The following is a 13,416-nucleotide window of genomic DNA, read 5'->3' as shown; positions in this document are numbered from 1 at the left end:
TTAGGCAAATTCCTCTGCTGGAATAGCTAAATTGATAGGACAGAAATTCACAATTCCTGATTATGGCAAGCAAATTAGTCTCTGTTAGAGAATACACTGTTAGAGCACATAAACGGCTCATTCAAACGCGGGTTTTCAACTTTGTCTGTAAGGAATGCGGTATTCCTACGAAGCGCGAGACTTACGGACCTCGACCCTTGTATTGTGAAAAATGTCGTCCTCCTCAACCGTCTAAAAAATCGTTAATGAAGTCTAAAAAGGCTAAACCTAGACCAATGACCTACAAAAGTAAAACTGATTTAGATTGAATTGAAGCTGTATGACTATTAAGGGAAAATTAGAGCCACCACCGCAAACCTTGCTAGAGCCATTATTGGAATTACGAGACTACTATGCAGCTCTTGTTGAAGAGTATGAACGTTTATGGCAAACAGCGCGATCGCAACTTGTCCATGTAGAAGCTTTGTTATCTAACTGGTCTGCTGTAAATGAACGCGACAACCTAACGGCTATTGTCAAGACGTTATCTTTTACACCCACCCCTCTCCAACAAGACTCCTCACTACAGCAGCCGGATAGCATTGCCAATATTGGACAACAAGAAGCTATCGAGTCTGAGATCCAAAACAATGGCGAGCAACAGACACTTTTGGATGATGTTGGACAAGAAGCTATCGAGTCTGAACTCCAAGACGATGAGGAGCAAGAGATAGTTTTGGATGAAGAGTCATCGGACGCTGAAAATACAGTAGTTACAGCGTCTGCTCCATCTAAACAACAAGAAACACCAACAGAGAACAACGATAACTCTGTTCCTGCGGCGGACATTCCAATGTTGCCCTCGTACCAAGCTCTCACTCGAATGCAAGCGATTGATAAAATATTGCGAGAGCATATCGGGACTGTTTGTCATATAGACTTCATTGTGCGCTCACTTTTTGGGGATTTAGAGCCGAGTGTGTTCAAAGTCGTCAAGAGTCGGATTCAGTCGTCTCTCACACACGGCAAAGAAAAGAGTTACTGGGCAGCTGTTCCCGATGAGCCTGGTTGTTATACTTTGGATTTAAATTTGGTAACACCAGCCAATGGAAATGTTAAATCCCAGACTGTCAAACGTAAAAGGAAGAAACCCTTCTTGCTTCCCAAGGCAAGAAGGGTACCGATGCTACCTGAATTTGAGGGTAAGTTTTTGATTGATGCTATCTGCATACTGTTGCAAAGAAATTCAGGCAAAATTTTCAGTGTAGCAGAGGTCATCACAGGACTTTATGGAGAACTTGATGCTGAACAAATAAGAGAGATAAAAACTGCGGTGCATAATGAACTGTCTAGAGGTCATCGGATAGGAAGATTCTTTAGAGTTCCTGAAAAAATTGGTAGTTACAGTTGGGATTTAAAGAAAATCCAGACAAAATAGTACAGAATTCGTAGTTGATAATTCATCATGACTAATTCAATGAAAAATTACGAATTATCCTATGGTTGAAATTCAGTTATCAGTTATTCTTTTATCCTAAGAATGGGTAGAATAACACAACAGTTGCAAAGGCAAACGATACTTTTGCAGGGGAAGTGCTCCCACATTGATTCGTGGAAAAATTCAAAAATTCTTGTTGAAATCCACGGTTCTTCAGTCATGAAGATGAACTAATAACTGATAACTGAACACGGTGAAAACCCTGACGGGGTGACAAAGGGGCTAAAGAGGAGGAAATTGATTTGCCCAATGATTGTAAGTAAGGTTGTTCCGACTATCCTGAAACAAACGATAACTTTTAAAAGCTTCATCAATCAGATTGACGAAAGTTTCACCGATTGTTTGGTTGTTTAAACCGGCGAGTTTAATCAACCTCAAAAAATGACGACGTAAATGTGCCAAACATTACTGTTGGGCTTTAACGTTATAGCCGTTGTATACACGCTCCGTCATCGCTGCTGAGTACACCGTTATACTCAGTTCCTAAAATCGCTTCTAGTTCCGCACGCGAACGAGTATCAGTTGCTTGAAATAAGCAGAAATCCTTATTAGCTATGACCCACAACCATTCTTTTACACCTTTTACCGACCACGGTGTTTCATCTATATGCACGTTGGGTTGTGTTTGTTTTACCCAATTACTTAATTCCGAAATACTCTGTAAAGTCGCTTTTTCAATTCGTTCGTTGGTTGCAACCAAAGTTCCTATCCCGACTTCTACCTGCCCTAATTCCCAGAGCATTTCTTGCTGTTTTTCATACGGTAGATGTCCGTAATTATTTATCCATTCCAATAATGCTTGTAGTCTTACTCCCAAGTCTTGTCCTGGTACAATTTGTGATGACCAGTCCGCTGTTTGTAAATTTCCACACTGCTGACAACAGCATGTATGGCGATGATATTCGACGATTTCGATTGGACGTTCAACTAGTTGCGCTACTTGTTGTTTTTCGATTTTTATCGGTTCCCCCACAAACTCTGTGTGACCACAACAAGCACAAAATTCTGGACGCAAGATTTCAAAACGGTCTAGCCGACTAAATCCTTTACGAGTCCTTCCTTGGTGTCCTGGTTGCCCTCCTGGCTTTCGTTTCTCTTGATTTGTTTCTGGCTGATTCTCAGATTTCTTCTTCTCTGATTTTTTCAGGAGGTCACTTGATGGAGGTTTTGATGAAATTTTACTATCTAGGTCTTTACTGACACCAAGCCGCTCGATTTCTTGCTTGAGTTCTTTTATGTTAGCTTGCAACTTTTCGAGCGCCATCGCCTGCTCAATGATTATGTTCACCAGCTCTTCTTTCCGCAACTGGCACAGACTTTCTCGGTCTACTTGTTGAGGCAGGTTTCTGTTCATAATGGCGATACTTCACCTCGAGCGTCCCTTTTGTCAATACCCCCACCTGAATCCTTACTTCGCCCTAATGCCAGAACGATTTGTAATGAAATATGAAATTTGCTTTTGCGTTGTCCCCTTGCTATGTATTAGCAATCGGCTTTCAGTTACTACACGTTTTGGCTATGCTCGTGGAATACCGCATGACTCCGACACCGAATCGACTACTATGATCTATGCTTGCCTGCTTTCTAGAGTTGAATGAAGCCTATCCCTCTTCTGTCACTTTCCCTAGATAAAAAGATGTAACCCTTACCAGACAGGAGTTTTAGTCTAAAGCAATGATTGCATTCATCATATTAGAAAATAAAGCCACAAACCTAATCCCAGTCAGAGTTTTAAAAGTTGCCTTCGATTTTTGTTTTCGGAGAGTGACAGAAGAGGGCTATTTGTTAGGCAAATCCTTAGAAGTCATTTTAAATCAACATGAAGAACTGAAAATAATTACACTAGCATTTATGCTTAGAAATAGTCGCGTTTAGCGTTCCGATTGAGCGGCTGCTAGTAACCTTTGACGCAACACCGACTAACTTTGTCAGTCCGCTCCAATCGGATTGTTATGCTGTGTCCTTTTTACCTCAATGTTCCATAAAAAACATCAATTCAACTACGATCAAGAGTTGTTTGCTCAAGTTGCTTTAGAGAATGATCCCAAGACCTAGCGTCACTTGTAGCGATCGCCTCCAGATTCTCAATGCGTTGTTTAAGCTCCTCCAGGGTTTCTGATGGAAATAGAGTCTCATGTCGGCGATCTCGCAACTTTCTTAAAACCACAATCGTGCTAGTTGCCGCACCGAACACAATTGTTGCTGGCAAGAAGAGCACTTTCCGATCTTGTCCCTGACCACTAAGCAAGATAGAAATGAAGAGCATCACGGTTGCATATGCCCAGATTCTAGAAATAATTGTGACGCGAACGTCTCTTTGAGTTGAAATTGTCACAAGCCCCTCTTATGGTTCAGTTACAACATCTGACTTGTTAAACACGTCACGCGATACACGATGGACAAGGCTTGAAGAAACATAGAATAACGTGAATCCAATCAGCGGATGAAGCACCTCTAAGTGAAGTGGAGTCACCAGATGAATGCTGCAAAACTGGAGTCCAAGCAGCACGGGCAGACTCGCAGCGAGCGAGCGAACTTTGTCCGAGAATGGAAGGATCGACGACCCGCCCAGCAAGACTAACGACAATCCGCTGTACCCTCGCACCAGCCAAATATGCACCGTCCACCAAGCAGGATCGTCGAAGTAGGCAACCCCAACGGTTAATACCTGAGCTATCAGACAGAGATTAAAAACTATTGAAGTTGCATAAAAACCAATCTGCATCCACTGTGGGGAAGCACGATCTATTTCTGCGTTTGTCATTATGTCGGACTGCTTATATAACACTGGACAATTAAGTTAGGACAAGTTATTTTCACAAGAGCCGCGCCCAAGGCGCTCTATAAGGGCGGCTCTTGTGAAAGTAACGGGTTTCGGTCTAAGTACGTAGCGCTATACTGCTTTTGCGAGTTCTAAACCTTTTGCGATTTCTACACTTGACATCCTCTGCATAAATAGGATTGCCTTGTTGACCAACTCAGGTCCCGCTTTTTCGGGCGAACCGGCATCAAATGGTGGGGCAGGATCGTACTCAAGTAAGAGTTGAACAATTTTGGCGGTTTCCTCATCGTAAAGGATACTCGCGATGGTCAGACCAAAATCGATCCCGGCTGTCACACCTCCACCCGTGATGCGATTGCGATCGACAACGACACGCTCGGTTCCAACCTCAACGCCCAGATTTGCCATCAGTTGTTCGCGCATTCCCCAGTGCGTCGCTGCTCGATAACCCTGTAGCAGACCCGCTTTCGCCAGAAACTCCGACCCGCCACACACGGAGGTAATAAACTTGGCAGTGCTGCCTTGTTTTCGGAAAAATTCAAGTACCTCTGGATCGTCTACGACTGCCCGCTGTTCTAAGCCGCCGCCGACACAAATTACGTCCAAGGGCGGGCAATTTTCAAAGGTGGTATCAGGCAAAATCACCAATCCGTCATCGCATGTAATGGGGTCTAGCGTTTTCCAGATTCGATGAAGTTCGACACCGGGAAGCGCACTAAAAACTTGATGCGGTCCCACTATATCCAGTGAGGTCATGCCGGGATAAAAGACTAAACCAATGATGTGCTTTTGTGAGTCAGTCATGAATTCATCTCCTTGTGGTGATTGCAATTAAATCTATCCTTATACTAGGGATAGCAGCCCAGCGCGCCTAGTCCTCGATCGAGTACTCTTTTTGCCATGATGACAATGTCGTTGCAGCATTTATTTGAAGCCATCGATCAGGTGAAAGATGAATCCGATCTGCGATTCGGCGAAGCCGACGCTTTGCGAACGCACTTCGCACCAAAGCTTAGCGAGTATTTTGCCGCCAAGCGATCGGGAATCTTCTTTTTCGACCAGCTTTTCGGTGTTGGCGCAGCCTCTCCTTTGGAGAATCGCAAGCTGCAAACTATCCTGAATATTGCATTGTCGATCGAACGTAATCCTGTAGCCCGTTACATCGCCGAGCGTCATACTCCGGTTCACGAAGGATTAGTCACCTCGCCGAAAGCTTGGGCAATCCTTTGTCCCCGTCCCGACCATTGGCATGTGATGGCAGGACCAATTCTTGATCGCAATCAATTAGTGGGTGCGGTGGGCTGCACACGTGACAAGTCGATGCCTGCTTTTGACAGTCAAAATCTTGCGGATTTGAGTGCCGTCTGTTTACACTTATCGGTTTGGACGACCACCCTGCGATTGACGCAGAGCGCAACTGCGACAGAACAGTACTACCCGTTTCGCACTGATTCTCTTTCAGAGAGGCTACGCCAACGCTTAACGCCTCGTGAACGGCAAATTGCCGACTTAGTTGCGTTGGGGCGAGCCAATGCAGAAATCGGAAAAGAACTTTGGATTACTGAAAATTCTGTCAAGCAGGCATTGAAGCGCATGTTCCGTAAATTGAAGGTTTCGTCTCGTACAGAGATGATTGCACAGATTGCCGCGACACAACATCATTTTCCAGGTGCAAAGCTATCTTCATCTAACTTGATGGGAGTAAGCGAACCCGATGCCTAAAGGCAGGGGCTTTGGCCCATGTTCACTTTCTGGCATTGTAAGTCGATGGCAATTGCGTCAGTAACAGATGCTTCAGGAATATTCGCTCTTGTGACTCCCACGGAATGACAAATTTGTGTCCTGAGAAAGATGTGTGGAATGCTACATAATGCCAGGTTATTGAGTGAAGTCAGCCTTTATGAACAATGCCCCACGTCCTATTGGTAGATGATGAAGAGCCTTTGCGAGAAAGCCTTTGTTACACGTTGCAAAAAGAAGGTTACACTGTGACAACAGCAGCAGATGGTCACAGTGCTATTAAACAGTTCCACAAGCAAGTGCCAGATGTGATTCTGTTAGATTTAATGCTACCAGAGGTCGATGGTATGGAAGTTTGCTGGCGGATTCGGGCTTTCTCTGACGTGCCGATTGTGATGCTGACTGCTAAAGACCAAGACTCCGATAAAATTTGGGGGTTAGAAGCTGGTGCTGATGATTATGTGACGAAACCCTTCAACACGCGTGAACTTTTGGCACGCATCAAAGCAGTGCTGCGTCGTCGTGCTGAAAATCAATCATAAATAATAATGGGTTGGATACCGCAAATCAAGTGGAATTCCATTCACACCAAGTTACTAGCTACCTACCTACTGCTAACAACCTTGGGAACCTCTTTGATGGCAGGGTACATTCTGTGGTCGTTTCATGACTACTTCAAAAAAGCAAGGCAAGCAGATTTGGAGAACTGGAGTACTGCTATTGGTGAGAGTGTTGCTGACGCGCTAGAGGAAGACGACCGCAAACGAGTAGAGCTAGTGATGCAGCGCTATGGTGCTGCAGAAACCATCACAATACGAGTTTTTGATCCCAAAGGTCAACTCCTCGCCACATCTAACCCTCGGCAAGACCGACAAGTGACGAACTGGCTGGAAGTGCCTGGGGTAAGAGTAGCCCTGGGAAATCGGGAAGCAAAAGGTCTGGCAAAAGGTGTCTTATCCAACGATGACAGGCTGTTCATCGCCCGACCAATTGTGCGTAATGGTCAGTTGTTGGGTGCGTTGCGGATGTCTCTCACCCTAGAACAGTTTCAACGGCAGTTCTCCACCATCCTCTGGACTGTCTTAGGAACGCTAGTTTTCACGCTTTTACTTTGCGCTTTCATTAGTGAGTGGCTGGCGCGTAGCATATCCCGTCCGATTCAGACGATGAGGAACTTCGCTATCCGATTAGGGGGCGGGCATTTTGGCGATAAACTCCAGATTCGTCAAAGCAACGAACTAGATCAGTTAACAATGGAACTTAACCGCATGAGCGAACGCTTGGCTTCGCTTGATCAGGAACGAAGGGCGTTTTTGGCAAACGTGTCTCACGAACTCCGCACCCCAATCAGCAATGTTCTGGTGACAGTTGAAGCTCTTCGTAATGGGGCTGCTTGCGATCCAACGGTGCGCGATCGCTTTTTCCAAAATGTAGAAGATGAAACCAAACGACTGTCACGGTTAATTCATGACTTGCTCGATTTGGGAAGGTTAGAAGCTGGGGTGACACTCCTAGAAAAGCAAAATGTACAACTCAATAGCTTGATTATCCGTGCAGTCAGAGCCGTGGAATCGCGAATGCAAAATTCGCAAATTTCCGTGCAAGTGAACGTGGCTGACTTGCAAATAGAGGGCGACTCAGAACGACTTCTGCAAGCGTTGCTCAATGTTCTGGATAACGCCATTAAGCACTCAACCCCAAATTCCCAAATACATATCACCGGGTACAAAGAAGGTAAACAAGCTGTTGTGACGATCCGAGATCAAGGACCAGGAATCAAAGAAAGCGACCTTCCCCGGATTTTTGAGCAATTCTACACTGCTGATCGCTCACGCCAAGGTCGGGGAGTCGGGTTGGGTTTGGCTATAGCAAAGCGCATCATCGAGGCTCACGGAGGTAGCATCACTGCTACTAGTAAGTTTGGCGAAGGAGCTTCCTTCACTATTTGTTTACCACTTTAATAGTGAGGATATACTAACGAATTCATCTCCTGCCGCACCACATGCGTAGAAATTTTTTGATTAATATTTTGCTTTGATTGTTGAAATACTGAAAAGATAAACGTACCTACGAGGTATATAGCTAGGATTACTAAAACTAACACAACAGCATTGATTATTGTGTTGCTGGGACGGTTGTTTCTCATTTTTATTTAATTCCTAAGAGAAAGTTACTATATTTTTATCTCTCTAAAGATAGATATATCTCTTATCTTATAAAATCCCCCCTTTAGAGGCTTTTTTATAGATGAAGACAAAGATAGTTTAAAAAGATGAAAGTTCAGCAAAATCGCTGGAAATAGCAAAATTTGGAGGCAGAGTTGTGCGATTCGGTCAATGGATCGGCATATTTGCCCTTGTCACATCTATTTACATTTTGTGGCAAATTCGGCAAATCGTTTTAGTAGTATTTGCGGCTGTCGTTTTAGCAACAGTCTTAAATCAGGTTGTGCAATTTTTACAAAAATATCGCATCAAGCGAGGTATTGCTGTTGCCATCTCAGTTGTTCTTCTACTAACTATTGTAGTGGGATTTTTCGCATTAATTGCGCCGCAGATTGTTGACCAATTGCAACAATTTAGTGACTTTGCGCCTAAGACATTAGAACGAATGCGTTCGTGGAATAACTGGCTACAAAATGCGATTCCAGAGCAATGGTTAGAGGATATCCGTGGTCTGAGGACTCTAACTCAAGGCTTGCAATCTTGGTTAAGTCGGCTAGTTAACAACTTTTTTGCCTTGCTTAGTAGGTCACTGAATATTGTTGTTACCTTTTTACTGTTCTTTGTTCTAACTGTGATGCTATTATTAGACCCCTCGCCATATCGACGGGGGTTCACATTGCTATTTCCTGCCTTTTACCGTCAGCGAGTCGATGAAATTCTTTCTGAGTGTGAAACCTCTTTAGTAGGTTGGATAAAAGGCACACTGCTGACAATGTTCCTCATTGGTTGCTTGAGCTATGTTGGATTGTTAATTTTGGGGGTACGACTGCCGCTAGTCAATGCAGTTTTGGCAGGATTATTAGAGTTTATCCCTAATGTTGGTCCATCATTAAGTTTAATTCCACCCCTGCTGCTGGCATTAGTTGATGCACCTTGGAAAGCAGCAGCAGTGGTGGCGTTGTACTTTGGAATTCAACAGGTTGAAAGCCTGATTGTGGTTCCTTTGGTCATGAGGTCTCAGGTCTCTCTACTGCCAGCAGTGACCTTGTTAGCAGTGGTTGTTTTCGCCTCGTTTTTTGGATTTTTAGGACTATTCCTTGCTATTCCCTTAGTGATTGTGTTCCAAATCTGGATAAAAGAAGCTTTGGTCAAGGATGTCCTAAATAACTGGTGGGGAGATAAAAAAGACCATCACAAACAAGATGCAGAAATTGTGGACAACGGTACATCTAATGCAGCCGTTGAAGATAGTGAGGCTAAAACATAAGTCCTGAAAGCTACTCCGTAGTTGCTGGTCGCGGTCCAGGCTGTACTGTTAATTGCACAGTTTTGCCATTGCGTTGCAGTTGCATTTGCACATTTGCACCTACCCCGCTTTGTTCAATTAACTGCTGCACTGCATTCGCCGTGGTCACAGGTTGATTGTTAATTTCTTGGATGACATCTCCTGCAAGTAGTCCGGCTCTGTCAGCCGGAGAACCACGAAGAACGCGGGCAATAAGAATACCTCGCTCTGCCTGCAAACGGATGTTGCTGTTAGGAAGATTGTTAATCCGTTGCTTAACTTCAGGTGTGAGGGGTATCATCTGAATCCCTAGGTAGGGATGTTCAACTTTGCCCTGAGTAATTAATTGCTGGGCAATTCGTTGAGCTGTATCGATGGGAATAGCAAAGCCTATTCCTTGAGCGCCACGGATAATCGCTGTGTTGACCCCTATGACTTGACCGCGAGCATTTAGCAGTGGTCCGCCGGAGTTGCCAGGATTAATGGCTGCATCAGTTTGAATATAAGCAACGCGGCTATCTGATGAACTGATATCACTGATAGAACGATCAGTTGCACTAACAACGCCTACTGTTACGGTTTTTTCCAATCCCAATGGATTACCAATCGCGATCGCCCACTGTCCTGGCTGTACCTGCCCAGATTTTGCCAGTTCTACAGTTGGTAGGTTATTTGTTGGAACTTGCACAACCGCAATATCACTCACAGTGTCTTGTCCCAAGACTTTTCCTTGAACAGTGCGACCATCGGAAAACGAAACCGTCACCGTATCAGCATTGTTGACAACGTGAGCATTGGTAAGAATTTGACCATTAGAATTAATCACAAAACCAGAACCAACACCACGCACAACTCGCTCTTGAGCTTGCGGAACCTGTTGACCAAAGAATCGCTGATAAAACGGGTCATTAAATATCTCTGGTACTTCCCTTCTCACAGTTCTGGCAGTGTTAATTTGTACTACCGCAGGTTCTACCTTGTCTACGACTGCAACCACAAAATTGGTATCCTCAGGAGTTGGTACGAGAGGACGATTATTTGGAGTAGCTGACTCTTGGATTGCTTGAGCAGTATCAGTTTCTCGTGATGCCTGCGGGTTTCTGGACAAGTCTGTTGAGCAGCTACTCAAAAATGCCATTCCTACCCCAATAAGCGGTAGCAATAAGTAAGTTGCTGGTTTTGTTCCAGATAATTGGTCTAATATAGTACTTTTTCTAAAAAAAGCATCTATCTTTAGCCAGATATAGTTTTGTTTATTATTTAATCGTATTTTTTTCATTAGACTTTTAGTGTGTCTTAGATGTCACTGTTTAGCCGAAAAATTCTCTTTTTTATCTTTATACTTTCTGATGCTTCTTGTCATCTACCATAAGAAAGTTATTGAATAGTTGTTGAACATTATTTGGTATGGATAAATGTTCATAAATAGTTTCTTATTTTGAAATTAAGCTTTATTGTCCAACTTTTCATATAAATTTCAATTTCCCTTATTTTGAAAATAGAAATAAAATCTAAGCAATTATTACTTAATTAATAAAAATTAGAAAATTCAACGAAATGGCAATTTCTAGTTATTGCATTTTCTTCATTGATAGATAACACTTAAGCCTAATTAATAGGACAGCTATTTTATAGATGATAAACCTAACAAGATTGTTCCACGAAGTTTACCGCTGGCACAACAAACAGGTCTTGGCTCTACTATGGATATGCTCTCTTATTGAGGTCTTTTCAGAGACTATACTTTGGCGAGCGTGATACGTGATCAAACAGAGATAAGTTGCTATTCCATGAACAGACCGAACCACAAGCGACAATCCAACACAACACTGCTATTGCCTTTTTACCGCAGCCATGCCCCATTGAGAACGCTACTTCTGCTGTACTCCCATGACTGGGATAAATTAGCACTGTCAATGCTGTTTTATGTGATTAAACATAGTCCGGAGTGGATTCGACCGATTGTCATTGCCAACATTATCGATATAGTATCTCGCCCTCAAGAGCATTCCCTGACACAGCTATGGCTGAATGGCGTAATTTTAGCCGTGTCTATTGTACAAAATATTGCCACTCACTATTTGCACATCATGACCTTGAGTGCGGCAACGCGCCAAATGGAAACTAATGTGCGCGATTTATTGACACGCCAGTTGCAACAGCTTTCCATCGGATTTTACAAGCAACGTAGCATAGGGGTACTACAAGTTAAGTTGCTGCGGGATGTGGAAGAAATTCAGCAACTGACCAGCGCCATTTTTCAGTTTCTGCCTTCAGCGTTATTGACTATTCTGATTGCGATCATAATTACTGCCACGCGTGCCTGGAAGTTTTTGTTCTTCTTCGCTGCGACAGTACCAGCGGCAGTGATTTTAGTACAAGTCCTCAAAACTCCGATTCAACAGCGTAACCATATTTTTCGCCGACAAATGGAGGCTATGTCTTCTCACCTGATTGAGATGATTAAGCTCGTTCCGGTGACGCGGGCACATGGGATCGAAGAAACCGAAATTGAACGGACACAGCAGCGCCTTAACTCGCTAAAAAGGGCGGCAATGGGTTTAGATGGCATTAACGCCATTACTAATGCATCTAGCTGGGTCACATTACGCCTGTTTAGTGCAATCTGTCTAGTGACTTCTGCTTATATGGCTTACACTGGTCGGATGGGCATCACCTCAGGCGACGTGATTCTGTTGACAGGTTATTTTGATGCCCTCACCAGTTCCATCGTACAAATTCTGGCAGTGCTACCACAGATTGGTACAGGTTTTGAGTCGATTCGGTCGGTGGGTGAAATTTTGGAGTGTCCAGAGATAGAGCAGAATCAAGGCAAGCAACCAGTTATACCATTTCACGAAAAGCCTGATACAAATAAAGCATCAAGAATAAAATCCCAACCTGTAATAGAAGCAACGATTGATGTGTTTAATTGTTCCAATCGCTTCCAAATAAATTCTCTTAATTCATCTAAAGTTGAGAAGCTTTCCCAAGTTAAATGCCTTTTAACCTCCTCCCACAATCTTTCAATTGGATTAACTTGAGGTGTATGCGGAGGCTGAAATAACAAAACTATATTTTCTGGTAGTTTGAGATGCTGACTAAAATGAAACGCTCCATTATCTAACTGAAGAATATGTATATCTTGAGAATAAGTCTCTGAGAATTTTTCTAAAAAAATATTGAAACAAGCTGTATTTAAATGAGAGAATTCCCAAATAAAATGCTCTCCAGTTAATGGTTCTACTAATCCATATAAATAAAAATTATCCCGCTTCCATTGCATAATGCCGATGGGCTTGACTCCTTTTGTCGTAATTAATCTCCCAGGTTCAGTCTTCAACCCCACACGGGTTTCGTCTCCACACCAATATCTAATTTTTTTTTGTTTATCGACTGGTGCTATGATGTGTTTTTTAATTACTTCTAGGTATTGTGGCAGTTTTTTTTAAATTCCAATTCTGCTTCACTATCGTATTTGACACCTACGGCTCGCGGTACTTTTAGCTTCGCTTTCATTTGATAGCGCACTGTGTCGTGTACTACTTTATATGATGCTTCTATCCCTTCCACTGCTTTTAACCAAGTTCGTATTTCTTCATAACTTTTAAATCCCTGTGGCTGTTGAAGTTCTCTGTCTAGCTGCTCTCTTGCTTGTAAGTTAATCATTGGCGGTCTTCCTGGACTCTTTTTCGTTGACAATAAACCTTTTATTCCTGATTCGGTATAGTCCTTCAACCATCTTTGTACCGTTACCCTTGCTCTCCCTAGCACCACCGCTACATCCTGTATTGTTTTTACATGACCTATTTTCAGCAAATACAACGCTTGAATCCGTTCACGACTTGATACTATTTTTTGTTTTCTCAGCAGTTCCTGTAATTCTTCTGCTGACTCATATATTTCTACTTTGGTGACTCCAGCCATCTTTGCTCGTTGATATTTATTCCTTCTTTATCTGTATCAT

General features: G+C 43.2%; 12 protein-coding genes and 2 pseudogenes. 7 read left to right on the top strand and 7 right to left on the bottom strand.

Annotated features, from left to right (window positions below):
• Positions 1–62 precede the first annotated feature (62 nt).
• Positions 63–308: a hypothetical protein gene (locus MAS10914_RS35770; protein WP_071599843.1), complete on the top strand. Its 246-nt coding sequence runs from the start codon at positions 63–65 to the stop codon at positions 306–308.
• Positions 309–319: 11 nt separating this feature from the next.
• Positions 320–1,417, top strand: coding sequence for a hypothetical protein (locus MAS10914_RS0120875; RefSeq protein WP_017317889.1), 1,098 nt, complete (start codon positions 320–322; stop codon positions 1,415–1,417).
• A gap of 294 nt (positions 1,418–1,711) precedes the next feature.
• On the opposite strand, the pseudogene tnpC reads toward MAS10914_RS0120875, so the two are convergent.
• From tnpC to MAS10914_RS0120850, 4 genes and pseudogenes are all read right to left on the bottom strand, one after another.
• Positions 1,712–2,831 (bottom strand): annotated as a pseudogene (gene tnpC, locus MAS10914_RS31695) (IS66 family transposase); the annotation flags it as partial.
• A gap of 642 nt (positions 2,832–3,473) precedes the next feature.
• Entirely contained in the window at positions 3,474–3,812 is a 339-nt protein-coding gene (locus MAS10914_RS0120860) for a hypothetical protein (RefSeq protein WP_017317887.1), read from the bottom strand.
• Positions 3,813–3,821: 9 nt separating this feature from the next.
• A complete protein-coding gene (locus MAS10914_RS0120855; RefSeq protein ID WP_017317886.1) occupies positions 3,822–4,241 on the bottom strand; it encodes a DUF6220 domain-containing protein in 420 nt (139 codons plus the stop codon).
• A 129-nt stretch (positions 4,242–4,370) separates the two neighbouring features.
• On the bottom strand, positions 4,371–5,063 hold the full coding sequence (locus MAS10914_RS0120850) for a DJ-1/PfpI family protein (RefSeq protein WP_017317885.1): 693 nt from the start codon (positions 5,061–5,063) through the stop codon (positions 4,371–4,373).
• Between the two features lie 99 nt (positions 5,064–5,162).
• Between MAS10914_RS0120850 and MAS10914_RS0120845 the strand changes: the two genes are divergently transcribed.
• The 4 genes from MAS10914_RS0120845 to MAS10914_RS0120825 all read left to right on the top strand — a co-directional run bounded on the left by MAS10914_RS0120845 (position 5,163) and on the right by MAS10914_RS0120825 (position 9,431).
• Complete coding sequence (locus tag MAS10914_RS0120845; RefSeq protein ID WP_033366323.1) at positions 5,163–5,981, top strand: LuxR C-terminal-related transcriptional regulator; 819 nt, start codon at positions 5,163–5,165, stop codon at positions 5,979–5,981.
• A 185-nt stretch (positions 5,982–6,166) separates the two neighbouring features.
• Positions 6,167–6,541 (top strand): response regulator transcription factor, encoded by a 375-nt coding sequence (locus MAS10914_RS30715; protein WP_017317883.1) that lies wholly within the window; start codon positions 6,167–6,169, stop codon positions 6,539–6,541.
• A gap of 6 nt (positions 6,542–6,547) precedes the next feature.
• On the top strand, positions 6,548–7,960 hold the full coding sequence (locus MAS10914_RS0120835; RefSeq protein WP_017317882.1) for a sensor histidine kinase: 1,413 nt from the start codon (positions 6,548–6,550) through the stop codon (positions 7,958–7,960).
• A 361-nt stretch (positions 7,961–8,321) separates the two neighbouring features.
• Complete coding sequence (locus tag MAS10914_RS0120825; RefSeq protein ID WP_017317880.1) at positions 8,322–9,431, top strand: AI-2E family transporter; 1,110 nt, start codon at positions 8,322–8,324, stop codon at positions 9,429–9,431.
• A 10-nt stretch (positions 9,432–9,441) separates the two neighbouring features.
• On the opposite strand, the gene MAS10914_RS0120820 is transcribed toward MAS10914_RS0120825, so the two are convergent.
• Positions 9,442–10,728 (bottom strand): HhoA/HhoB/HtrA family serine endopeptidase, encoded by a 1,287-nt coding sequence (locus MAS10914_RS0120820; protein ID WP_017317879.1) that lies wholly within the window; start codon positions 10,726–10,728, stop codon positions 9,442–9,444.
• 511 nt (positions 10,729–11,239) lie between these two features.
• Here MAS10914_RS0120820 and MAS10914_RS30710 point away from each other — a divergent pair.
• Positions 11,240–12,166 (top strand): annotated as a pseudogene (locus MAS10914_RS30710) (ABC transporter transmembrane domain-containing protein); the annotation flags it as partial.
• 137 nt (positions 12,167–12,303) lie between these two features.
• On the opposite strand, the gene MAS10914_RS33055 reads toward MAS10914_RS30710, so the two are convergent.
• Positions 12,304–12,828: an IS630 family transposase gene (locus tag MAS10914_RS33055; RefSeq protein WP_033364715.1), complete on the bottom strand. Its 525-nt coding sequence runs from the start codon at positions 12,826–12,828 to the stop codon at positions 12,304–12,306.
• 47 nt (positions 12,829–12,875) lie between these two features.
• Positions 12,876–13,376 carry a helix-turn-helix domain-containing protein gene (locus tag MAS10914_RS0120810; protein ID WP_017314015.1) on the bottom strand — a complete coding sequence of 167 codons (501 nt, stop codon included), beginning with the start codon at positions 13,374–13,376 and terminating at the stop codon, positions 12,876–12,878.
• Positions 13,377–13,416: the final 40 nt, after the last annotated feature.

The organism is Mastigocladopsis repens PCC 10914 (assembly GCF_000315565.1).
Classification (GTDB): domain Bacteria; phylum Cyanobacteriota; class Cyanobacteriia; order Cyanobacteriales; family Nostocaceae; genus Mastigocladopsis; species Mastigocladopsis repens.
The sequence above is the reverse complement of the archived record's forward strand: the minus strand, read 5'-3'. Positions and strand labels throughout refer to the sequence as shown.

What these genes read in the sequence shown, in the direction of transcription:
- MAS10914_RS35770 (WP_071599843.1), top strand. Translation starts at nt 63, where the DNA reads ATGGCAAGCAAATTAGTCTCTGTTAGAGAATACACTGTTAGAGCACAT.
- MAS10914_RS0120875 (WP_017317889.1), top strand. Translation starts at nt 320, where the DNA reads ATGACTATTAAGGGAAAATTAGAGCCACCACCGCAAACCTTGCTAGAG.
- MAS10914_RS0120855 (WP_017317886.1), bottom strand. Translation starts at nt 4,241, where the DNA reads ATGACAAACGCAGAAATAGATCGTGCTTCCCCACAGTGGATGCAGATT.
- MAS10914_RS0120850 (WP_017317885.1), bottom strand. Translation starts at nt 5,063, where the DNA reads ATGACTGACTCACAAAAGCACATCATTGGTTTAGTCTTTTATCCCGGC.
- MAS10914_RS0120845 (WP_033366323.1), top strand. Translation starts at nt 5,163, where the DNA reads ATGACAATGTCGTTGCAGCATTTATTTGAAGCCATCGATCAGGTGAAA.
- MAS10914_RS30715 (WP_017317883.1), top strand. Translation starts at nt 6,167, where the DNA reads ATGCCCCACGTCCTATTGGTAGATGATGAAGAGCCTTTGCGAGAAAGC.
- MAS10914_RS0120835 (WP_017317882.1), top strand. Translation starts at nt 6,548, where the DNA reads ATGGGTTGGATACCGCAAATCAAGTGGAATTCCATTCACACCAAGTTA.
- MAS10914_RS0120820 (WP_017317879.1), bottom strand. Translation starts at nt 10,728, where the DNA reads ATGAAAAAAATACGATTAAATAATAAACAAAACTATATCTGGCTAAAG.
- MAS10914_RS0120810 (WP_017314015.1), bottom strand. Translation starts at nt 13,376, where the DNA reads ATGGCTGGAGTCACCAAAGTAGAAATATATGAGTCAGCAGAAGAATTA.